Genomic DNA, 22,195 nt, shown 5'->3' on the forward strand with positions numbered 1-22,195 from the left:
CGAAAAGGAGTGGTACTGGCCATGCGACCGGACCGAAGCCGCAGGCATCGACGCACGCAGGGGGGGATGGTGCGTGCTGCCTTGGGACACCCTCCGACTTGGGGTAACAGACCGCGTTCCGCAGCCCGGGCGGGCTTTCTTGTCCACTCGCTGAATCCACCATTTGGTGGTTCGTCAGACCAGTCAACGCCACATGGGCCAAGTGCAGCCGCAAGCCTACGTGCGCTGGATGTGGGTGAAGATCTGAAGATGGCCGATCAGTAACGTGCTGGTAACCGGTGGTGCGACTCCAGAGCGGCCAGTCGATGCTAGTGAAGGACTCCTTCTGGAGTCTGAACCGCCCCGCTTTTCGCGGAGGCTCGTTGGTTTAGTCAGGCTGCGATGGCGGCCTGACTGGAGATCTGCCTTAAATGGTTTGCCTCAGCTTCTGCAAGGGGAATATACCCCGGGGGTTCCATCAGCCTTTGATGGTCTCTGCCAACGCGTTGACGTCGCTGTCGCCTCGGTTGCCGACAGATGGCTCCAGGCCAGCTTCAGCCAAACTTTCCGTATAGCGAATCGAGACATAGGCCCAGCCGCTGCCAGTATTGGTGCACGCTTGCTTGGCGTGCCCGCTAATGGTGCGCATGCAGTTGCATATGTCTTGCCGGAGCTCGAATCCAGGTCATCGCATCAGGACGTGGTTTACCGCAACGCTGCCAAATGCGCCTCTGTGTGCTCCAGCACCGCCAACGCGAACCTATACTAGAAGACATTCTGGGCGGCAGTCCCCCACAGTGATGCATCTGGCCCGATACGTGCTTTGGCATTGGCTCACTGTTGGTCGATGCGAAAATCTCATCAGAAGATTCGCATGCGCAGGTCTCAGCGGGAAGCAAGGTTTCGATGAATATACAGACGTTGGACCGCCGTGCTGGGCAACGCCGTAGCGAGCAAATGGACTCCACTGCCCTGGCCTACTTCCAGGTTGCGGCGGAATCCGGATCTATTCGCGGCGCATCGCAGGTATTACATGTGTCTGCATCGGCGATAAGTCGGCAAATTACTCGTCTCGAGAGTCAACTTGGTGTGCCGTTGTTCGAGCGCCTAGCCCACGGGCTCGCTCTTACCAGTGCCGGGGAGTTGCTGCTCTTTCATGTCCGTCGAACAACGCGAGAATTGCAATCTGCCCAGAGAGAGATCCGTGACCTGGCGGGACAACAGTCTGGTCATGTTCGCATCGTCATCGTTGAGAGCGCGGCCAGAGCACTGCTGGTTCCGGCGATGGACAGTTTCTGGCGCGACCACCCTCACGTAAAGGTTTCCTTGCATGTGGCCGGGAATAGTCAGGTGCTGGAGATGATAGAGCAGGGTGAGGCAGACATTGGCGTGGCGTTCAATGTGCCTGCCCAGAGCGAGCAATATGTCTATGAGACGGCGCATCTGAACCTGGGCGCCGTCATGGCTGCCAATCATCCTTTGGCGTCGGCGGACCGCTTGCGGATTCGAGATCTGGTGGACTACCCCATTTTCCTGCCGGATCGGTCTCTGATGCTGCATAAAGCGGTGAGTGAGGTCGATGGTGAGTGGCCACTGAAAGTTCATCTGGTCACGAACAGCATCGCGGCCATGAGTTTGCTTGCGAGTTGCAGTTTAGGCGTTGCGCTGAAGACCAGGCTCGGCCTCTCCGACGAGATGGAGAGCGGAAAGCTGGCGTTCGTCCGTCTTCATGATCGACGGTTGTCCGTGCAGCGCTTGACCTTGCTTGTGCAGCACCGCCTGCCGTTTCCGGTTCTGGCGACTCGCATTGGGCAGGCCCTACGCTCGGTAAACGAGGCATGAGAAACCGAAATTCGGTACGTGATTTACGCTGTACGGTCGAGCAGATCGAGCCCTGTTTGGCGATAGCGTCCCATCAAGCCGCAACCTTGCTTGGATACAAGTTCTCCGTCTCGAGCGACCATGCGGCCATTGACGAAAACAAGCGAGGTGTCTGAACCGCGTGCCGCATGAACCAGGTTGGTTACCACGGTATCCGGGACCATGGGCAGGAGGTGATAGCCGTCCGTGCGGACGGTAATGAAGTCCGCCGTCATGCCAGGGGCTATACGACCAAGGAAAGGATTCTGTATCGCCTTGGCAGCGCCATGTGTTGCCATATCGAGGACCACATTGGCAGGCATTACGCGGGGATCCTGTTTAATGCCCTTGTGCAACAGGGAGGCGAATTTCATCACGTCGAACATGTCCAGCCGGTTATTGGCTTTCGCGCCATCTGTTCCCAGGCAGATATTGATCCCCTGCTCCAGCATCGCGGGCACTGGTGCAAACCCTGATCCCAGTTTGAGATTTGCATGGGGGCAGTGGGTCACATGGGTGCCATTTTCCCGAAGTAGACGCTGGTCCGCTTCATCCGCCCACACGCAGTGCGCGAGCAGGGTGCGGTCCGTAAGCGCGCATAGCTCTCCGAGTTGTTGGATCGGGGTTCGCCCCGTGCGACCTCGGGTTGCCTCGACAGAGAACCGGGACTCGGAACAGTGCATATGCAGTCCAGTGCAGTACTTCTTGGCAAGCGCGGCCGCGACCTGAATCTGATCATCGCTGCAACTCTCCAGATCGTGCGCGCCAACCCAGACCTGGACCGGATCTGTCTGGTTCGACGTGGCTTGAAGCAATTCCTCTGTCAGCTCAAGAGGTGGTGAAAACGGTTTGGTGTCGGCAGCGTAGGGCGCGATGATGGCGCGAATGCCGATATCCCGCGCCGCCGCAATTGCCGCGCGCGGTTTCAGGCACATGTCGAGGATTGTTGTTGTGCCAGAGAGCACTGCTTCAGCGTACGTTGCCAAGGCCCCGGTATACGCATCCTCTTCGGTGAGTATCTGCTGTTCGCGCTCTACCATCGTCAGCCAGTCCTCCAGGCTGGCGCCCTCTGCGCTGCCACGCGTCAGGCTGGAGTGGGAGTGCGCGTGAAGGTTCATTAGCCCCGGTAGCAAGACGTCTCCGTTTCCCTCAATCACCTCTCCTGAAAATTCCCGTTTGGGCGAACCTTGTCCCATGTCTGCGAACTTGCCGTCCCGCACTTCGACCCACCCGTAGTACGGCAGGGGTGCGCCCACACCTCCCGGAACAATCAGCACGTCACGTATGCACAATGAATCTCTGCTCATCTCGTAGCCTCAGCTTGCTGACCTCGCAGCGCCCGATTCTCGAGCCAGGCGAAGAAAAAGAAAGCGGTAACGCCCAGGGCCGCCAGAATCGCGACAGCGACAAAGAGTAAATCGGTCCGTAACTGGGTCGCCGCGGTAATGATGAGAAAGCCGAGCCCCCGGTCCGAGCTGTAGAACTCCGCTACCACGGCTCCCACAAGGCTCAAAGATGCCGCGATCTTGAAGCCCGCGAAGATTGAGGGCAGTGCGCTTGGCAGCTGTACTTTCGTGAGAATCTCAAGGCGGGTCGCGTTGATGGAGCGCATGAATTCCAGTGCCCGCGGGTCGGCAGACTTCAACCCTTGGGTCGTGTTGGTAACAATCGGAAAGAAGGTGATGATCATGCAGATCATGACCCGTGGCGCCATGCCGAATCCGAACCAGATCGTCAGTAGCGGGATGATTGCGATGATAGGAATGGCGTTAGAGATGATGATATACGGCAGCAGCCCTCGTTCCAGGAACTTGGAATGGACGATAGCCGATGCCAGAAAAATGGCCAGCACAGCGGAAATGAGAAATCCCGATCCTGCTTCCAGTACCGTGATTCCCGTGTGGTAGGCGAGATTCGATGTCTGGAAGAAACGTTGCACGATGTCGGTCGGAGCAGGCAGCAACCAAAGAGGAATATCGAGTAGTCGAACTACCGTCTGCCACCCAGCCAGTACCGTCACCAGAATCAGCACTGGGGGAAGGAATCGGGTCCAGTAACGCTCTTTGGCGGCGGACGGGTCGGTAACAGTCAAACTGTGAGCTCCTCTCTCGCCTCGCGCACATGGCGCAGGAACTCCATCGTCTCCCTGATGTTCTCCGCCCGAGGCCTCGGAAGCTCAACGGGAAGGATGCGTCGGATTCGTCCGGGATGACTGGATAGCACGACAACGCGATCAGCCAGATACACTGCTTCGCTGATATTGTGAGTAACAAACAGCACGGTTTTTCGCTCGGATTCCCACAGCTCCAACAGGTCTTCCTGAAGTTGTCCCTTGGTAATCTCATCCAGTGCGCTGAAGGGCTCGTCCATTAATAGAATGGATGGTCGCCAGCTCAGAGCCCTGATGATGGCAATCCGCTGCTTCATGCCACCAGAGAGTTCGTGCGGATAGGCGTCCTTGAATTTGAGGAGGTTCACAGATTCCAGGAGTTCTTCGCACCGGCTCTGTCGCTGATCCGCCGGAAAGCCGACGACCTCCAAGGGAAGACGTACGTTGTCCAATGCAGTTCTCCAGGGCAGCAAAGCTGGTTCCTGGAAAACAAAACCGAAATCGTTGGCTTGCCGCGCCACTGAGGGAGGCTTTCCTCGGATCGTCACAGTTCCTGCAGTGGGTTTAAGGAGATCAGAGACCACACGCAGCATGGAGCTCTTGCCGCAACCGGTGGGCCCGAGGAGAGCGACGAACTCGCCCTCTCCTATGCTCAGGTTGATGTCTTGAAGGGCTGTGGTTTGCCCGTTGCCAGTGAAGAACGTGAGTTCGAGGTTCTGTACATTGATACAGGGCTGCGTCCCTGCAGCACGTTCGACTCCCCCTGGCGCTGATGCCGCACTGCTATCTGAAGCCGCGGGCGTGCCGATAGAAATGCCGGACACCGCGCTAATCGCCAATGAACTGCTGGGTGTAGATGACGGCCGGATCGATGGGGCGATCGATGAGTCCAAGTTCCAGCGCCACATCAATCGTGCGGGCCCAACGCTCGTCAGTCTGTCGGCCTATCGACTCCTCCTCGCCGTCGTCCCCTAGCCAATAATCGAGGGTGATTTCGAGCTTTCTGCGCTCTAGCTCTTCGTCAAGCTCTTCCACATTGGCCATGACGCTGGCAATCGCTGCGGCCGGATCTTCCATTGAGGCTCGCAGACCGCGGAGCGTCGCCCGCACAAAACCCTGGACAAGATCTGGATCAGACTCTATCCATTGTGGGTTTGTTACCAGCGTGAGGCCGTAACTTTCCACACCGTGATCCGAAATCGGCATGCTGTGGATAGGCATCCCCGCTAATTCCGCCTCCACCGGCTGGTTCTGGGCGAAACCCATCATCGCATCCACCTGGCCGGCGAGCAGTGGTTCAACTCCGAATCCGATCGGAATTAGAGTGAGGTCTTCCATGGCAATGTTGTTTGCTGCCAGCATCGCGGTCAGTCCCTGTCCAGTCGCACTGCCTCGATTGTGTCCGAGTCGTACCTGGTTGAGGAGGTCACTTGGCTCGCGCACCGGGTTTTCTTGTGGACTCATGACGACGATCGGCGTTCTCTGGTAGTAGCCGCCGATGGCGATGATGGGCACTCCCCGGTCGATTGCCTGGGATATCACCAAGGCGTCCGCGAGGCCGAACTCCACCGCCCTGGACCCCACCTGCGTCACGACGTCAGAAGAGCCAGATCCTGTGATGATGCGCAGATCAATTCCTTCCTCTTCGTAATAGCCCAGAGCACGGCCATGGAAGAATGGTGAATGTTGGGTACCGGGCCGCCAGTCCAGTCGCACCGAAACGGATTTGAGATCAGCGGCAGCCGCTATGGATGGGCCAACAGCAACAACGAGAGCCATAAGGGACGCAGTGACTAACTGCCGAAGCGTGAAATGAGCTTTCATGAATCCGACCTCCCTAACATTGGATAATCTGCCAATTGCCTTCATTGACGGTTCATGCTGATCAGTAACTGTTTTGCTGCCGCTATGGCGGCGTCCGGCACTTTTGCTCGTTCCACATCCCATGCCAGTGGTGCCGTCGCGTCCAGGCCCAACTTCGCGGATGTGCCGTTGCGCGAGGATGGGTCGAGTTGATTGCAGAAGCCGTTCGGGATTACGAAAAGGTCCGTGTCCGCCTGGAAGCGGGTCGCTAGTGCCCAAAGGACCTCCTGCTCGTCGAATACGTCTATGTCGTCATCAACGGCCACCGCAAACTTCACGTAGGGGTCAAGGCCCATCAACAGGGTTAACGCATGATTCGCCTGGCCCTCTGCCGTCTTCTTGATCGAGACATAGGCATGGAAATGCGTGCCAGACCGGGGGTAATTGATTGAGTGGATTGCTGGAAGCATCTCCTTCATTCGCATGAAGACGTGCGCTTCGCGGGGGCTACGGCTTAGTAGCAAATGCTCGGATGAGTAGCCGGGTACGATGTCATGGTAAACAGGGTTCGACCGGTGCGTGATCGCTTTCACAACGAAAACGTTTTTGGTCGAGCGAGAGGTTGAGTAGCCGGTGTACTCCCCAAACGGGCCTTCTGGCTCTGCGGTATCAGCTAGAAGCTCCCCCTCCAGCACATACTCGGCATAGGCTGGAACCTCCAAGTCAATGGTCTGGCACCTGACTAATTCGATACTGTGGCCAAGCAGGCCACAGGCGAGGTCAAGTTCGTCCACTTCTTTGGCTACTTTTGCGGCCGCTGCCAGATTAATCGCGGGGTGCACGCCAATGACTACAGCAACCTCCAGGTTGCGTCCCAGTTCCTCCGATCGCTTCAGGTGTTCCCAGATGTGCCCACGGGAATGCAGGCTCGCTCCAAATCGCCTTGAGTCCTTGAGCTGAAGGCGTTGGTAGCTCAGGTTGCGCACGCCTGAATCCGGATCCTTGCAGACCAGAATGCCCGAGCCGACGTAACGCCCAGCGTCCGCTTCGAAGTGTCGGCTGATTGGTAAGTCGCCGGATTCCACGGCATTCCCAACCAACACGTTTTCCTGAACGGGGCCAGACTCGACGATCACGGGTTTTTCGGCTCTCTTCGACGCTTGAACCCAGGCTTCGTTGAATCCACCAAGCTCAGCGCCCACCATGCGAGCAATTCGATCCCGGGAGGCGAAGAGGTTCAGCACAACCGGAGAGTTGAAAGGATCAGCAGCATCAAACCAGACCACAGGTGTTTGTTGTTTTTTCTCTAGTTCGAGTACCAGAGCGGTGGGTACGTAGTCGGCCGGAGTGGAGCCTTCGATACGTAATAGATCGCTGTCCGGCAGGTCCGCAAGGAAAGTGCGCAGGGACGGAGGCTCATGATCGCAATTCAGCCGAATGGGCATAGTTGGTGCGCGATTCTCTTTGTCGTTTTCGTCTAGAGAACGGTAAGGCCTGCTTGCGAAGTGGTAAATTAGCGAAACTGCAACGATCCGTTGCCGGCTAGGCAACAGATCGTTGGCCATGAGTAAAGTAGTGATCAACGGCCCTTTGCTTTTGCTCGACGGAGTACTTCGGCTTTGGGGAGACCGTTCCGGCAACCCCGTGTTTCGACGTGGGTGAGGCACCACCGCTGGAGATTCTTCCGTACTAAATGGAGAGCTTTACTGCCCTGAGGCGATCTTCATATGAATACATGAACGATCTCCCATGTAGTCCGAGATTTCGTCCGCATCTCCTGTTGCGGGCGCGGTGAGACTCGAAAATCTGGCAGATCGCGGCCCGGTACAATGTGACGGCTTCGCATGGTTCAATGCCTATGGCTAACCAGCACAGTCGCGCGGCGTCTTCCGGACGGACGCCTGCGCCGGCCCGCATGGCGAGGAAACAGTCTTGCCCAGCAACGCCTCCACTCCTGACGGCGCGATCGTGAACCGCTTCGCCCAGATTTTCCTGCCGTTTGCGGCGGGGTATTTTCTGTCCTACCTATTCCGCAGCGTCAACGCCGTGATCGCCGGCGACCTTGAGACGGACGTTGGGGTGGGAGCGAGCGAGCTTGGACTGCTCACTGCCAGCTATCTGCTAGCCTTCGCGCTTTTCCAGTTGCCCTTGGGCATCCTGCTGGACCGGCTGGGCCCACGTCGCGTCGAAAGCGTATTGCTGCTGATCGCCGGGGCTGGCGCACTGGTGTTTGCTCTGGGGCAGGGATTACTGAGTCTCACGGTGGGGCGGGCTCTCATCGGCCTCGGGGTCTCCGCCTGCCTGATGGCGAGCCTGAAGGCGTTTGCACTCTGGTACAGAAGCGATCAGTTGCCGGCGATCAATGGCTACCTGCTGGCCTTCGGTGGACTGGGGGCGATCACGGCAACGGCGCCGGTCGAGGCAATGTTGGGCATAACCACCTGGCGCGTGCTCTTCATCGGCCTGGCGGCAGGCTGCTTGCTTACCGCTGCCGCCCTGTGGCTTGCCGTTCCGGAGCGCGGCAGAAGTATCCCCGTGGAGCCGTTGGCGCACCAGATCGCAGGGCTCGTCTTTATCCTGCGCAGCAGGCGCTTCTGGCGAGTCGCACCGGCGGCAATGCTCTTCCCCGGAGGTCTGATGGCCATTCAGGGGCTCTGGGCGGGCCCCTGGTTACGGGATGTGGCGGGGTTTGACCGCGGAATGGTAGCCCATTACCTCCTGATGCTGGCCGTTGCTACCACCGTGGGGTTCGCCGCCTGGGGGCACCTGACCAGCCGTCTAGCCCGGCAAGGCGTCGACATGCTCCGGGTGATCAGCGTGGGGCTGGTGTTGTTCTGTGTCACGCTTGCCCTGCTAGCCTCGCACCCGGGATACGGACTGCTGGCCATCTGGCTGGTGATGGGGTTTGCCTCCACGTCCGGTGCACTTTTTTACGCAGCGCTGTCCCGGCAGTTCGAGCCGGAGTTGATGGGGCGGGTGGTTACTGCGCTCAACCTGATGGTGTTTCTGGGAGCTTTCGGCCTGCAATGGGGAATGGGGATCATCATCGAACTGCCCGACGAGGCCGCCGGGGAGGGATATGCGCAGGGGTATCAGATCGCCTTTGGCTTGACGGCGGCGCTGCAGGCCGCGGCGTTACTCTGGTTGTTGTGGCCGGTGCGCGGGCACGAACAGCCGATGCGGCGATAAGCAAACCAATGCGTAAATATCGGATTCATTGAACCGCCACGGCTTCCGTCGAGGCTTTCGGTTCTAAGCAGCCGCCCATCGAGTACGTACCCAGAAATGCTGGGCTCCAAGTACTCCTTGTCTATTTCTCGGGAATGGTACTCAGGGCGCAGCGCGATCGGCCCCGAAAAAACGGGGGCAGGAGGCACCTTACGGGTCGCTAAGAACTACATCCCCAGGTAGCTCTTCGCAATGCGCGGGTCATCCCGCAACGTGTCACTGACATCTGCCATCACGATGCGGCCATACTCGAGTACGTAAGTTCGTTCCGAATTCTCCAACGCCACGCGCACGTTTTGCTCTGAGAAGAACGTAGTGAGTCCGTCTCGATTGAGCTCTTTGATTGCAGAGAAGATTCGGTCGACGATAATCGGTGCAATCCCGAATGAAGGTTCGTCGAGTATTAGCAGGCGGGGGCGTGTCATCAGCGCACGCCCAATGGCAAGCATTTGTTGCTCGCCTCCGCTCATGGTTCGCGCCATCTGGGACTTTCTTTCCTGGAGAACTGGGAACAGGTCGTATACGCGCTTGAGGTCCTTCGAGATCTGAGGGTGGTCGCGACGCCTGAAAGCGCCGAGTTTGAGGTTATCCTCGACTGGCATGTCGGGAAACAAAAGGCGCCCTTCGGGACTGTGGCCGATTCCGATTGCGCTGACGTCGTGAGCGGACAGCTTTGTAAGATCCTGGCCGTCGAACCAGATCTCGCCAGTTGATCGAACGAGTCGGGAGATTGATCTCAGGAGTGTGGTTTTACCGGCGCCGTTTGGCCCAATTAGCGCGACCAGTTCCCCTTCGTTGATCTCAAGTGAGACCTCGTGCAGAGCCTGTACGCGTTCATAATAGCTGTCGAGATTGTTAACTTGCAGTAGCACTCAGAGACCCTCCGCTCCGACCGAGATATGCCTCAATGACATCCGGGTTCTTGACGATTTCTTCGGGCGTACCTTTGGCCAGAACTGCGCCGAAATTGATTGCCATCACCGTGGATACGAGTCTCATCAGTTCCCGCAGGCGGTGCTCGATAATGACGATCGTGACACCATCGTCGCGAAGGGAGGTGAGTAGCGCCGAAAGCCGGTCAGATGCCTCACCGCCCAAGCCGGAGAATGGTTCGTCGAGGAAAAGCGCCTGGGGTTCGGTTGCAAGAGCGCGGCCAATGTCGACAAGCCGCAAGTCACCCTGGGTCAGCTCGTCCACGAGCATGTCCGCCTTATCTTCAAGACCTAGTCGTGCGAGTAGGTCCATGTTCATCCTGTTGATAATGGCGGCATCACTGTAGCGGGATCGGACGCGCTTGCATTGCCTGGATACTTGCAACGTCTCCCAGACTGTCATCTCGTAATACGGCTTCATCACTTGGAAGGTGCGGGCAATTCCTAGCTCTACTACTTGGTGAGGCTTGAGCCGGTTTACCTCGCGACCATCGAAGGTGATTGTTCCGGAGTTGGCCGAGAGAAACCCAGTAAGCATATTGAACAATGTCGTCTTGCCAGCCCCGTTTGGACCGATGATGCCAAATATGGTCCCTGACTCGACCTCGAACGAGCAGTCGTCGATAGCTATTAACCCACCAAACGACTTGTGCAGGTTCTGTACATTCAGTATCGCGCGTGCCATTAGTCTCTCCCGAGCAACAGTCGCCGAATCGAGGGTGCACGTTTTAACCACGGCGCATTAGCCAGGCCCTTTGGATAGAGATAAATCAGAGCGACCAGCGTCCCCATAAACAGGACCATCCGGTACTCTTCGACAATTCGGAGCCACTGGTTGAAATAGGCGAGAAGCGCGGCAATCAGAATCGGCCCAACTAGCGTACCGGCGCCACCAATGGTCGCCATCAGGACCACCAGTACGGACAGGCCGCCTGCCGCCATGCCCGGCGTGATTTGCATGTGAGTGTGGGTATACAGTGCGCCGGCGATACCGGCGAAAAACGCACTTACGGCAAAGCCGACGATCTTGTAGTACGCAGTATTGATTCCGGAAGCTTGGGCCGCCTCCTCGTTATGCCGCGTAGTCCGTAGAATCAGACCATAATGTGAGCGCGCAAATGCACTTAGCAGGATCACGGAAACAAGAAACACGGAGACTGTAATCTGGAGGTCGCCTTCCACCGAGAACGTGAAAGGATCTACCCCAGTCAATCCTTCGTCGCCACCAGTAGTCGGTCGCTGGATGTAGATTAACCGATAGAAAGCGGCAGAAAAAGCAATAGTAGCCAATGCGAAATATGGTCCACGAAGGCGAAGCGTCAGTACGCCAATGAAAGCGCCAAGGACGGCAACAATTGAAGCTGACAGAGGCACCGTAACCCAGGGTGAAAAATCGAAGTTACGGTTGAGTATCGCAGCGATATAACCAGCGCCGCCGATAAAGAGTGCATGGCCAAAGCTAGGTTGGTCCGTGTAACCGCACAATATGTCCCAGCTTGCGGCGAATAGTGCGAATAATATCGCGATGACCACCAGCTCCATCAGGTAGAAATCCGATGTAACGAACGGGAGCATGAATGATCCGACTGCGAACAGATATACGAGCGGTGATAAGCCCGTGACTGTGTGGACCATGTGCATTGCTGAACTCCGGAGCTTCGTAAGCATGATTCCTCCAGGCAGAGCTATATGCGCCTTGTTCCCATCAAGCCAGACGGCTTGAACACGAGGATGGCGACAATTATTCCCAATGCGACGAGGTCGGCGTATTGTTCGCTAGTCAACGTAAAAGTGACTACTTCCGCAAAGCTTAAGAGAAATGCGGCAATGATGGCGCCATAGATACTTCCGAGGCCGCCGACGATGGCAATCGCGAAGGCCTTGATGAGCCAGAACACCCACATATCCGGCACCACGGTGTACAGGGAAGAGACGAGAGTCCCGGCTAGGGCAGCCAGCGCGGCAGAAATGAAGATGGTTAATCCCAATATGTATGCCGAGTTGATTCCAACCAACCTCGCTCCTTCCTGATTTTGCGCGACAGCAGTAATGGCTTTTCCAATTTTGGTGTAGTGCAGAAAAACCAAAAGTCCCACAAGCACAAAGGCGCAGATCGGCAGAATCAGCAATTCCTGGTTCAGAACACGCGTGCCCAGCACGATCTGACTTCCACGAATAATTGGCGGCACGGATGTTCCGGTTACGCCATACAACAAGGACATGACCTCTGAAACAAGCAGCGCAATGGCTAAAGAGATGACCATCACGTAGGAGATCGATTCGATGCGCCTCTGGTATAGGTACCGGTAGATAAGTACGGCGAAGAGCGCGACCGTAACGATCGCCAGAACCATGGAGAGAAGTAGCGCCATGAGGTTGGGTTGGCCGATCACTTCGGCATAGTAGATATAGGTGAAGTACGCGCCCAGCATGAAGAATGTACCGTGGGCTAGATTGAGGATTCCGCCAACCGAAAAAATAAGGACAAAGCCCACGGCAACGAGCGCATATACGGCTCCCCGTGTCAGGCTAAACATCAGGATATCCATCATTGTTCGTTCCCCCGCTATGATGCTTTAGGTATCAGGGCGCTGCGTCTGGCCGCAGGGCGGAAAGTGCGGAGAAAAGTTCGTTCCGCGCATCGGGTTCGAGTGGCACCAGCGGTAGTCGCGGTGGGCCGGCAGCTAGGCCGAGATAGTCACACCAGGCCTTCAGGGCCGGAACCGGGGATTGGCCGGCACGCAGGGGCTGCATGATCATGCGGTCGTAAAGTGCACGGATCGGCCGGAGGCTTTCGCTGATCCGTGTCGCCGCATCGACATCTTTTGCGAGGAAAGCCTCGTAGTACGACTGAATTGGCAGCCAGTTGGCGTTCTGGAAGAGATATGGCTCGGGATCCGCATACAGCACATCCATATCGAACTCGACCAAGTTCGCTAGCCAGTTACATTCGCAGGGGTCTGTAATGACCAAGTCTTCGCCGTGTGTGTTCGAGAGTTCGGATACACGGTCTCGGGTGCTGCCGACTTTGATCGCTGATACCAACGTCGGACGGGAAGCGAGGTGTTGCAGGGTTGCTATGCCGAACCCGCCAGAGGAGGCCTCAACAATCACTATGGGCAGTGAAACTGAATCGCGGATTGTCGCCACGTATCGATGGATGGCAACTGCGTCGTAGTCGCCAGGTGGCGGCGAAATGATGATGTGATCGGCGCCGACTTCTTCCGCGTGTCTCGCGAGGCGGATCGTTTCTTTCAGAGACCCCGCCGTTACCACCACACCGACCCTCAGTGAGGCATCGAAAGTGGCGGACACCGTGATTTCGGCTGTCCGCATGCGCTCCTCGAGGGTAAGCGACCAGCCTTCTCCCATGATGCCGTTGCAGTAGATGCCAGTTAGTTGAAGGACGCGTGAATAGTGCTTCACGTTTGCCGACAGACCTGCCGGATCCAACTCCCCGGTCGCACTGAACGGGGTCGGCACCGATGCCCAGATGCCACTCAACCAGCGATTCTGCCGACCTTGATGCTCCTTATCCCCTGAAGTCATGCGATCCCCCTCACGCAGCTCAGCTTCTGAGACCTGGGCAAATGTGTAGAGCCTTGTCGTCCCGATCAGTGCGAACTTGTTCTAGGTTGCTGACCTAGTGGAATTTCTTGGTTTCTTTCTGTCCCGCCTCGTCGCGTGAGTGTCTGAATCTTGACTGTGCTCAGCGGCGTTAGTAACGTTTAAAAACTATTATAATATTTGCATCGTTACGATGATAAAAAATACGATGAATGTAAAGCAGACGCAAGAGACTACTGGCGGATGACGGAATCGAAATCCATAAGCGGTAGCCGCATTCCACGAGTCCGGCGGACCGATCAGGTCGTAGAAGTCATCAAGGGATGGGTTGTGCGACACGATCTCGAGACGGGTGACCGCCTTCCTCGGGAAAGTGAACTGATCGCGATGCTTGGTTGCAGCCGCGGGACGATCCGTGAAGCTCTCAAGATACTTGAGTATCAAGGTATCGTGAGAATCGTTCCCGGTGCCGGCGGTGGAGCCCAGGTTGGCGCGGTTTCCTACGAGCACGCTAACGAGTTTTTAAGGCATTACTTCTACTTCCAGCCCATTACTTGGGAGAGCGTCTACCAGATTCGGGAACAGTTGGAGCCTCTCGTGGCGGAGAAGGCAGTAGGCATACTGTCTGAGGACGAGATTCAGGCGCTTGAGAAGACCGTAGAGCTATGCGAGGACGGGGTCGCCGGCAGGATTCCGCCCTCGGAACATCGCGCAGCTGAACTGGAGTTTCACTCCGTCCTGGCACGCGCGTGCCCAGACCCGATGTTGGGATTCTTCGCTGGGTTCATCAACGACCTCTTGCGTGATTTCGCGGAGCACAGAAACGTAATCGAACCGCAGAACAGCGAGTTCGCGGCAGCCGCGCTCCGATACCACAGACAACTCCTGCAGGCCTATAAGGACAAGGATGCGAAGCGTGTTCGTGACCTTATGAGTGCGCATATCCATGATGCGCGCTGCATAGTGAACGCGCGCGACGGTCAAGTGAGTGGCGATTTCTTGCTCCAGCGAAACCATGGGTGAGCTGAGGGCGACGACGAACCGGGAGCAACCAAGGGGACTTTTCCGGAATGAAGGTGGTGGTACACGTATCAGTCGATTCTGACTGACTATCCATAATACGCAGAATAGATGCGTGGAGGGTAAAGCTATGCAACCTAGAATCCCGACTCGATTTCTTGGGGGGTTGTCCCTCGTGCTGGGGATGGTGTTCAATCCTGCGTTCGGCCAAGACCCGATTAAGCTGGGCATAATTGCGCCATTCGATACACCGCCCGGAGAAGGCTTGATCAATGCCGCACGAATGGCGGCGGACGACATAAATGCCGAAGGTGGCATCGACGGTCGCCAAGTCGAGCTTGTCATTCGCAACGATCAGTATGACGCCAGTGAGGGGGTTGACGCCTACCGTCGCCTCGCGTTGCGTGACGAGGTTGCAGTGGTGCTCGGAACGGCATCGAGCGGTGTATCCATGGCTATCACCGATCACATGGCACGTAATCGCGTACCCTTCATCTCGACAGGTGCTGCAAGTCTGGAGCTTTCGGCAAAAGTCGCAGAGAACTATGACCGGTACAAGTACTGGTTTCGGGTGATGCATACGAGCGATGACATCGCCGAGTCCGTCGCCGATTGGGCTGTGAACTTCCTTCACGGGGAACTTGGATATACCAAGGGCGCAATCCTGTCAGAGGATGCTCTGTGGACGGACGGCGTGATTCCAATCGTGCGTGAACTCCTGGAAGAGGCGGGCGTCGAGATCGTCGCAGAAGAGCACTTCGATCTCGATACGCGTGATTTTCGTCCGATACTTTCTCGAATTGAGAGTAGAGGAGCCGAATTTATCCTCGACTTTTCCTCACACGTCGATGGGTCGACGTACGTCCGCCAGTGGGGACAGTTGGAGGGGCCCGTTATGGGGGGGCTGAATGCCTCTGGTACGTCATCTCGCTTCTGGAACGATACAGAAGGCGGGGCGCGTGGTCATGCCGATCTGATTCAGGGTGGTTACCGCGTCGAGCTGACCCCGAAGACCATCGAATGGTTCGATCGGTATACCGAGCGCTTCGAGGTCTCTCCGGACTACACGACGGGCTATACGTACGATGCCATGTTTATCGTGAAGGAAGCCATTGAACGCGCTGGTTCTACAGATCCGGATGCCTTCGTGGAAGCGATGGAATCCACTGATTATACGGGCGTCGCTGGGCGGTGGGTCTTCGATGAGAAGCATGATCCCAAGTTCGGTCCCGACTATCGCGTGATGGGCATGACCCAGTGGCAGGAGGACGGCACCCGGGAAGTCGTGTGGCCTGAAGACGTCAAGACTGGGGAATTCCTGCTTCTTGACTGGCAACGGTAGTGATTTGAGCGCTGGTGTCGGTGGCGGGTGGCAGTTGCAGGGCTTCCTCGGCACCGGCGCCGGCGTCTCTTCTTGGAGCCGGGAATGAACATGAACCGCTTGCATGTCAGAAGGATCGTCACCGTCAGGGAAGAACTCCCCGCCAATGGCGATGGCCGCTCGGGAGACTCTCTCGTACGCACGGCGGGCATCGTCATCATCGAGAATCCATTCTTAGGTATGAAGAAGGGTGACGATCTGTCGGACTATTTCCCGCTCGGGGAAACAATCGGCAACCTCGTTATTCACGACATGGTGGAGATGCTTCCGTCTTCGGCCTGTGCTTACGGCAAGGCGACACTGGTTGGGCAGTCGGGCAATCCGGAGCACGGAGCTGCACTCATGCATCCAACGCTTGGCAAGCCGATTCGGGCGGCTCTCAATGGAGGCAAGGCGATCATACCGTCCAACGTCAAGGTGGGGCCCATGGGTGCGTCAATAGATGTTCCCCTGTCGCATAAGGATGACGCATGGTCATTCGATCATCTCGACACAATCACTGTCTCCGTATCGGGCTCTCCCCGGGCTGACGAGATCATGGTGATCGTCGCACTTAGCACGGGGACGCGGGCCACTGTTTGCCAGAACTGACTGTACCGCGCTCACCAGTCTGTCGGAGAACCGCGTTATGACGCCGAAAGGAAGTCCAGCCCAAAAGACGGCAGTCGAATTGTTGCAACTCTACAAGGCGAAGGAGCTGTCGCCGGTCGAAGTTGTGTCGGATGCCATCGCGAGAATTCGGTCCTTGAATCCGTACGTGAATGCTTACTGCCATGTCGACGAAGATGGTGCGCTTGAGCAGGCAAAAGCATCCGAGGACCGGTGGTTCCGTGGTGAACCACTGGGCCAGATTGACGGTGTTCCATGCTCGATCAAGGACCTCGTGTTAGTGAGAGGCATGCCAACCCGCAAGGGGTCGCTAACGACGCCGTCTGATGCCCCTCAAGACGTGGACGCACCCGTCACGGCTCATCTGCGTGAGGCCGGCGGCATCATCCTTGGCAAGACGACAACCTGCGAATTCGGTTGGAAGGGTGTGACCGATAGTCCGCTGACGGGTATTACGAGGAATCCCTGGAATCTCGAGATGACGCCTGGTGGCTCCAGCGGAGGTGCGGCGGCTGCGGCTGCGTTGAATCTTGGCGTGCTGCATGTTGGCAGTGACGCTGGTGGTTCGATTCGAATTCCCTGTGCATTTACCGGAACTTTCGGAATCAAACCGTCGTTCGGCTATGTGCCGCAGTGGCCGACGAGTGCAATGGGGACGTTGTCACACCTCGGGCCGATGACCCGTACCGTTTCTGATTCGGCGCTCATGATGTCGGTTATTGGTCGTGGTGATGTGCATGACTTTTACTGCTCTGAACCGCGCTCTCGTGATTGGACCGCGACGCTCGATCTCGGCGTCAAGGGGTTGCGAATTGCTTACAGTCCGACTCTTGGGTACGCCGAGGTCGATCCGGACGTTCAGGCGCTTACCGCAAAATGCGCCAGGGTGCTGGAGGAAAACGGAGCTACGGTCGACATCGTGGACCCGGGATTCGCGGACCCCACCAATGATTTCGAAACGCTGTGGTACTCCGGTGCTGCTAATGCCATATTCAAGCTTAGTCCGGAGGCTCGAGGTGAGCTTGACGAGGGGCTTCTGCGGGTGGCCGAACTTGGGCGTCGTATCGATATCTTGGATTATCTGCGCGCTGTTGACCGGCGCATCGAACTGGCTGAGCAAATGGTTGAATTCCATTCGCGTTGGGACCTTCTGCTTACCCCGACCCTGCCGATTACCGCATTTCCCGTGGGCTCGAATGTGCCTGCGAATTGGCCTTCGGACAATTGGGTGACGTGGTCGCCGTACTGCCATCCATTCAATATGACACAACAGCCGGCAGCGTCGATTCCATTCGGGTTCGCGAGCGACGGACTTCCAGTGGGTGTCCAGTTAGTGGGACCCAAGTTTCGGGATGACCTGGTTTACCGCGGCGCGCAAGCGATCAGTGATGCATTTGCCGCGACATTTCCAACCGACCAAGCGGTGCTTGCGGGCGCGTGATCCCTTTATCGACGCCACCGAGTTCGTTTAGAGTCATCGATCTTAATGACCCGATGCCGCTCTGCGCAACGCCTGGGCTCAACGACGGGACGTACTGAAGTGAGAGATTCAGTACGCCCCATGTAGGGCCTACGGTGCTGACAAGGTTTGATGGTGGCTGGCGGAACGCATCAATGAGGTGAGGACGGTGACCGGGCGGAAGGTGAATGATTTGGGAGGGCTTGATGGCGCTGCGATTGATCGTCACGAGACCCCGAAAACGTTGTTCGAGCAGCGCGTGGATGCCTTGGTGATGCTGTTAATTCATCCGGAAATCGGCGCTTTCAAGGTCGATGCCTTACGCCGCATGGTCGAGCAGAACAGCGTCGAAGACTATGCGACGCTCGGCTACTACCAGAAGTGGGTTCGCGCAGTCCGGGATTTGCTGATCGAGCAGGAGGTCCTGACGTCCGAGGAAATTCGGGGAAAACTTGTGGAGGTCCGCGCTCGGTTTGCGGAAGGAGGTTCAGAGCGATGAGCGGTTCACGCGATCCGCTGCCCAAGGGGGCCCATGTGACGGTGCGTACCGATCCAGCCGAGGCCCATTGTAGAACCCCTACCTATCTTCGTGGCAAGCAGGGTGTAGTAATGGAATTGCTCGGCGTCTACCGGAATCCATCGCAACTTGCATTCAACAAGCCAGGCCTCCCTCGTCGGCGGCTTTATCGGGTACTGTTTTCAAAACAGACACTCTGGCCGCAGACCCCGGAAGTAGGCGCTGATAGCGTGGTCGCCGATCTCTATGAGCACTGGCTAATTGCGAGCGAGGACAATGCGAATGGCTGACAAGCATCATCATCACGACGATGCCCATGCCCCGATCGAGGAACCGCAGGGTCCCCCTGGTGAGGACGAGCTCCTTGAAGTCGCGCTCCGTGAATTGTTGGTTGAACGAGGAGTCTTGTCGGCCGGCGCCGTGGATCAGCAGATTGACGTGATCGAGAGCCGGAACCCGGCGCTCGGCGCACAAGTCGTCGCACGTGCCTGGACCGATCCGGCGTTTCATCAAGCTTTGCTGTCCAATCCGCTCGATACACTTGAGAAAGCGTTCCAACTTCCAATGAGTGGGCCTGTACCAGTAGACCTGAAGGTCCTGGAAAACACGCCTGCGGTACACAACGTCGTCGTGTGTACACTTTGCTCCTGCTACCCTCGAATGCTACTGGGTCCACCTCCAGCCTGGTACAGAGCCTCAGCCTACCGTTCGCGCGTCGTTCGAGAGCCCCGTGCCGTGTTGCGCGAATTCGGGCTCGAGTTACCTGACAGTGTCGAAGTGCGCGTTTCCGACTCAACGGCCGACATGCGCTATCTCGTCCTGCCGCGTCGCCCGGAGGGAACTGACGGATGGAGCCTGGAGGCACTGTCGGGTTTGGTGACCCGAGATTGCATGATAGGCACGGCGGTTCCGCGTGATCCGAGCATCGAAGCCCACGGCCTCACGACTTGCGAGGACGCCGGAGATGAGCCCTGACATTCCGCTGAGTCGGTATTTTCGGGTGGCACGCTGGTCGTCTTCACTCGGTAATGCCACCAACAGGCCAACGAATTAGCAGCAGGGCGGCTGCGTCGGGGTATAGAAAATGGGGTACGACCGTTCTTCCATTTGACCTGCGTCGAGTAAGACTTTATGCCGGATTCTCAGGATATTGCGGTTGCGCGTCAGGTGCGAATGCCGGATGCTCGGATAATGGCGGATGCGTGCGTTTTTACCTAGTGTCTACGAGAAGGTTGTGCCTGGTCGGTCGTCGAAACATGGAGCCGACGCGAATTAGGGGCGTAGTCGCGGCGGAGGGGGCCGCACCCTGCAAGACATGCTCACGTACCTGACGGATCCCACATTCGCCAGACCGGGTACCTGACCGGGCACACGCCGCAAGATAACAATAACGGCCCTACCCCGCGATCAGATAACGGGGACGGCCGAGACGGATGATGGAGGAGTCATGCCAGTAGAGATCGGTCCCGCCGGGTCACCGGGGCGAGCGGCTGGGGCGAGCCATGATCGCTGCCGCCAGGCTAGCAATCCGGCGCCTGCCCCTATCCGACGTCATTCCACAACCACGCGCCCCTGCACCGGATGCGTATGAGTAGTCTTGTGGCAGGCCGGGAGGGGATCACATGAGCAAGTACGTCGCCGACATCGTCTTCGCGGTGGCACTGCTGATCGGCTCAGTCTATCTCTGGTTCGTCGCCGACGCACTGCCCCGTTTTGCCCGCTACCAGTACGTAGACAGCGACTTCTGGCCCAAGGCGTTGCTGGTGCTGATCGGGCTGTTGGCGCTCGGCATTCTGTATCAGAACGTCCAGCGCCTGCTGCTCTATCGCCGGCAGCAGCAGATGGAAGAAAAGCCGGAGGTTTCACTTAGCGAGGACACCTCCTACTTCAACTGGGGCAAGTTTTTGTTGGCGGCGGTACTTACGGTGGGGTACTTCATTGCCTTGCGCTATACCGGGTTCCTCATTGCCACTGCTGTATTCATGTCCATAGCGGTGCATATCACCCCTTACCAGCGTTGGTGGCTGAAGGTGGTCTTTCCGTTTGTCTTCACGGCACTGGTTGCGCTGCTGTTCGTCCTGGTGCTTTCACTGCCGTTGCCCAGAGGAGTGGGCGCGTTCTACCAGTTCAATCTTTTCTTCTACTGAGCGACCGCGGTCTGAACGGTAAACGGTTGCGCCGAAACCACGGGGAGACCACGGATCATGGTTGAGGGGTTTGTTTCAGCGCTGAGCTACATGGTGAGCAACCCGATCTCCTTTCTTCTGATCGTCTTCGGGATGGTCTGGGGAATCGCGTTCGGTTCCATGCCCGGGCTCACCGGTGTGGTGGCGGTGGCGCTGCTGATACCGTTCACCTTCGTCTTTGGGCCCATCGAAGGGCTGCTGCTGCTGGGCTCAGTCTATGTGGGGGCGACCTTCGGCGGATCCATCGCCGCAATTCTGTTTAACACCCCCGGCAGCCCGGAGGCCGCCTGTACCGGGCTGGACGGCTATCCCCTCGCCAAGCAGGGACATGCCGGCAAAGCGCTAGGGATGGCGCTTGCATCCTCCGCGCTAGGCGGCATATTCGGGACCATCGTGCTGGCGATGCTGGCGCCGCCACTGGCCCGCATAGCACTCACCTTCGGCCCATCGGAATACTTTGCGCTGGCGGTCCTGGGGATTACCGCAATCGCTTCCATCGGCACCACGTCGGTATTCAAGGCACTCATGTCCGGGGCGCTGGGGCTTGCAATTGCCACCATCGGGATGGACCCCCTGACCGGCACCGGGCGCTTCACCTTCGATGTCAGCATGCTACTGTCGGGGGTGAGCTTCATTCCCGCCATTATCGGCATGTTCGCCCTGACGGAGGTGCTGACCCGGCTCAGCGAGTCCCGACCCATCGGCGAGAAAGTCATCGCCGTCTCCACCACGCTGCCGAAGCTCAAGGAATTCCTGGCTCTGAAGTACACGCTGCTGCGCTCCGCCGGTATCGGCACCGTCATTGGCACCTTGCCCGGCGTGGGCGCTACCACCGCCGCCTTCCTTAGTTACAGCGAGGCGGTGCGCTGGTCGAAGAATCCGGAACGTTTCGGGAAGGGTGCCTACGAGGGCATTGCAGCCCCGGAGGCGGCCAACAACGCCGCCGTCGGCGGCTCCATGGTGCCATTGCTGGCCCTCGGGATACCCGGCAGCGCCACCACGGCAATCATGATCGGGGGCCTCACAATTCACGGCATCGTACCGGGGCCGATGCTACTGGTGCAGAACAAGGAACTGGTTTACTCGGTGTTCATCGGCATGCTGGCCGCCAACCTGCTGATGATCTTCTTCGGTCTGAAGGCGGCAAGGTACTTCGCCAAGATCCTGGATGCGCCTTACGCCCTTGTGGGGCCGAGCATCATCGTGCTCTGCATGACCGGCGTCTATGCCCTGCGGAACAACATTATGGATCTGGTCGTCATGCTGGTCTTCGGCGCCCTGGGCTTCATCCTGCGGCGGCTGGACTATCCTATTGCGCCGCTGATCATCGGCCTGGTACTTGGCCCCATTGCGGAAATCAGCTTGCGTCGCGCGATGCTTATGAACAATTTCGACATTATCGCCGTGATCTCGCGGCCGATCACCGCAACGTTGCTGATCCTGGCCCTGGCGTCACTGCTCTATGGGCTCTACGGCCAGTTCCGTCGCAACGCCGAGATCAAGAAACGGGCGCTGACGGCAACGTGACACCCAAGGCGTCCATG

At 57.7% G+C, this 22,195-nt stretch carries 22 protein-coding genes and 1 pseudogene; 11 read left to right on the forward strand and 12 right to left on the reverse strand.

What is annotated here, in order from left to right:
• Positions 1 to 457: 457 nt before the first annotated feature.
• Entirely contained in the window at positions 458 to 628 is a 171-nt protein-coding gene (locus J2T57_RS22545; protein WP_436262679.1) for a hypothetical protein, read from the reverse strand.
• Positions 629 to 885: 257 nt separating this feature from the next.
• Here J2T57_RS22545 and J2T57_RS02440 point away from each other — a divergent pair, with 257 nt between their 5' ends.
• Complete coding sequence (locus J2T57_RS02440; RefSeq protein WP_253473693.1) at positions 886 to 1,821, forward strand: LysR family transcriptional regulator; 936 nt, start codon at positions 886 to 888, stop codon at positions 1,819 to 1,821.
• Positions 1,822 to 1,844: 23 nt separating this feature from the next.
• Here J2T57_RS02440 and J2T57_RS02445 read toward each other — a convergent pair whose 3' ends face one another.
• From J2T57_RS02445 to J2T57_RS22550, 6 genes and pseudogenes are all read right to left on the reverse strand, one after another.
• Positions 1,845 to 3,146 (reverse strand): amidohydrolase, encoded by a 1,302-nt coding sequence (locus J2T57_RS02445; protein ID WP_253473695.1) that lies wholly within the window; start codon positions 3,144 to 3,146, stop codon positions 1,845 to 1,847.
• Positions 3,143 to 3,931, reverse strand: a complete 789-nt coding sequence (locus J2T57_RS02450) for an ABC transporter permease (RefSeq protein ID WP_253473697.1) — start codon at positions 3,929 to 3,931, stop codon at positions 3,143 to 3,145. Before J2T57_RS02450 ends, J2T57_RS02445 begins: the two co-directional genes overlap by 4 nt.
• Positions 3,928 to 4,788, reverse strand: a complete 861-nt coding sequence (locus J2T57_RS02455) for an ABC transporter ATP-binding protein (protein WP_253473699.1) — start codon at positions 4,786 to 4,788, stop codon at positions 3,928 to 3,930. The genes J2T57_RS02450 and J2T57_RS02455 overlap by 4 nt, the downstream gene beginning before the upstream one ends.
• Entirely contained in the window at positions 4,778 to 5,773 is a 996-nt protein-coding gene (locus J2T57_RS02460) for an ABC transporter substrate-binding protein (protein ID WP_253473701.1), read from the reverse strand. The genes J2T57_RS02455 and J2T57_RS02460 overlap by 11 nt, the downstream gene beginning before the upstream one ends.
• Positions 5,774 to 5,814: 41 nt before the next feature.
• Complete coding sequence (locus J2T57_RS02465) at positions 5,815 to 7,317, reverse strand: UbiD family decarboxylase (protein WP_253473703.1); 1,503 nt, start codon at positions 7,315 to 7,317, stop codon at positions 5,815 to 5,817.
• Positions 7,313 to 7,489: pseudogene (locus tag J2T57_RS22550) on the reverse strand (IS3 family transposase); the annotation flags it as partial. The pseudogene J2T57_RS22550 and the gene J2T57_RS02465, both read right to left, overlap by 5 nt.
• A 195-nt stretch (positions 7,490 to 7,684) precedes the next feature.
• Here J2T57_RS22550 and J2T57_RS02470 point away from each other — a divergent pair.
• Entirely contained in the window at positions 7,685 to 8,941 is a 1,257-nt protein-coding gene (locus J2T57_RS02470; RefSeq protein WP_253473705.1) for an MFS transporter, read from the forward strand.
• Between the two features lie 206 nt (positions 8,942 to 9,147).
• On the opposite strand, the gene J2T57_RS02475 is transcribed toward J2T57_RS02470, so the two are convergent.
• The 5 genes from J2T57_RS02475 to J2T57_RS02495 all read right to left on the reverse strand — a co-directional run bounded on the left by J2T57_RS02475 (position 9,148) and on the right by J2T57_RS02495 (position 13,416).
• On the reverse strand, positions 9,148 to 9,852 hold the full coding sequence (locus J2T57_RS02475; protein WP_253473707.1) for an ABC transporter ATP-binding protein: 705 nt from the start codon (positions 9,850 to 9,852) through the stop codon (positions 9,148 to 9,150).
• The gene (locus J2T57_RS02480; RefSeq protein ID WP_253473709.1) at positions 9,836 to 10,597 is read right to left on the reverse strand and encodes an ABC transporter ATP-binding protein; all 762 of its coding nucleotides are present in this window, start codon (positions 10,595 to 10,597) and stop codon (positions 9,836 to 9,838) included. The genes J2T57_RS02475 and J2T57_RS02480 overlap by 17 nt, the downstream gene beginning before the upstream one ends.
• The gene (locus J2T57_RS02485; protein WP_253473711.1) at positions 10,597 to 11,454 is read right to left on the reverse strand and encodes a branched-chain amino acid ABC transporter permease; all 858 of its coding nucleotides are present in this window, start codon (positions 11,452 to 11,454) and stop codon (positions 10,597 to 10,599) included. Before J2T57_RS02485 ends, J2T57_RS02480 begins: the two co-directional genes overlap by 1 nt.
• A gap of 143 nt (positions 11,455 to 11,597) precedes the next feature.
• Positions 11,598 to 12,464: a branched-chain amino acid ABC transporter permease gene (locus J2T57_RS02490; protein ID WP_253473713.1), complete on the reverse strand. Its 867-nt coding sequence runs from the start codon at positions 12,462 to 12,464 to the stop codon at positions 11,598 to 11,600.
• A 31-nt stretch (positions 12,465 to 12,495) separates the two neighbouring features.
• On the reverse strand, positions 12,496 to 13,416 hold the full coding sequence (locus J2T57_RS02495; protein WP_253473715.1) for a dihydrodipicolinate synthase family protein: 921 nt from the start codon (positions 13,414 to 13,416) through the stop codon (positions 12,496 to 12,498).
• 306 nt (positions 13,417 to 13,722) lie between these two features.
• Here J2T57_RS02495 and J2T57_RS02500 point away from each other — a divergent pair, with 306 nt between their 5' ends.
• From J2T57_RS02500 to J2T57_RS02540, 9 genes are all read left to right on the forward strand, one after another.
• Positions 13,723 to 14,502 (forward strand): FadR/GntR family transcriptional regulator, encoded by a 780-nt coding sequence (locus tag J2T57_RS02500; RefSeq protein ID WP_253473717.1) that lies wholly within the window; start codon positions 13,723 to 13,725, stop codon positions 14,500 to 14,502.
• Between the two features lie 172 nt (positions 14,503 to 14,674).
• Positions 14,675 to 15,841, forward strand: a complete 1,167-nt coding sequence (locus J2T57_RS02505) for an ABC transporter substrate-binding protein (protein ID WP_253474208.1) — start codon at positions 14,675 to 14,677, stop codon at positions 15,839 to 15,841.
• An 84-nt stretch (positions 15,842 to 15,925) separates the two neighbouring features.
• Positions 15,926 to 16,471 (forward strand): amino acid synthesis family protein, encoded by a 546-nt coding sequence (locus tag J2T57_RS02510; RefSeq protein ID WP_253473719.1) that lies wholly within the window; start codon positions 15,926 to 15,928, stop codon positions 16,469 to 16,471.
• 37 nt (positions 16,472 to 16,508) lie between these two features.
• Positions 16,509 to 17,930: an amidase gene (locus tag J2T57_RS02515; protein ID WP_253473721.1), complete on the forward strand. Its 1,422-nt coding sequence runs from the start codon at positions 16,509 to 16,511 to the stop codon at positions 17,928 to 17,930.
• A 178-nt stretch (positions 17,931 to 18,108) separates the two neighbouring features.
• Complete coding sequence (locus J2T57_RS02520; RefSeq protein ID WP_253473723.1) at positions 18,109 to 18,447, forward strand: SH3-like domain-containing protein; 339 nt, start codon at positions 18,109 to 18,111, stop codon at positions 18,445 to 18,447.
• Positions 18,444 to 18,755 carry an SH3-like domain-containing protein gene (locus J2T57_RS02525; protein ID WP_253473725.1) on the forward strand — a complete coding sequence of 104 codons (312 nt, stop codon included), beginning with the start codon at positions 18,444 to 18,446 and terminating at the stop codon, positions 18,753 to 18,755. Before J2T57_RS02520 ends, J2T57_RS02525 begins: the two co-directional genes overlap by 4 nt.
• Positions 18,748 to 19,440 carry a nitrile hydratase subunit alpha gene (locus J2T57_RS02530; protein WP_253473727.1) on the forward strand — a complete coding sequence of 231 codons (693 nt, stop codon included), beginning with the start codon at positions 18,748 to 18,750 and terminating at the stop codon, positions 19,438 to 19,440. Before J2T57_RS02525 ends, J2T57_RS02530 begins: the two co-directional genes overlap by 8 nt.
• 647 nt (positions 19,441 to 20,087) lie before the next feature.
• Entirely contained in the window at positions 20,088 to 20,612 is a 525-nt protein-coding gene (locus J2T57_RS02535; protein WP_253473729.1) for a tripartite tricarboxylate transporter TctB family protein, read from the forward strand.
• Positions 20,613 to 20,669: 57 nt separating this feature from the next.
• Positions 20,670 to 22,178 carry a tripartite tricarboxylate transporter permease gene (locus J2T57_RS02540; RefSeq protein ID WP_253473731.1) on the forward strand — a complete coding sequence of 503 codons (1,509 nt, stop codon included), beginning with the start codon at positions 20,670 to 20,672 and terminating at the stop codon, positions 22,176 to 22,178.
• The last annotated feature ends 17 nt before the right edge of the window (positions 22,179 to 22,195 follow it).

Source organism: Natronocella acetinitrilica, assembly GCF_024170285.1.
GTDB lineage: Bacteria > Pseudomonadota > Gammaproteobacteria > Nitrococcales > Aquisalimonadaceae > Natronocella > Natronocella acetinitrilica.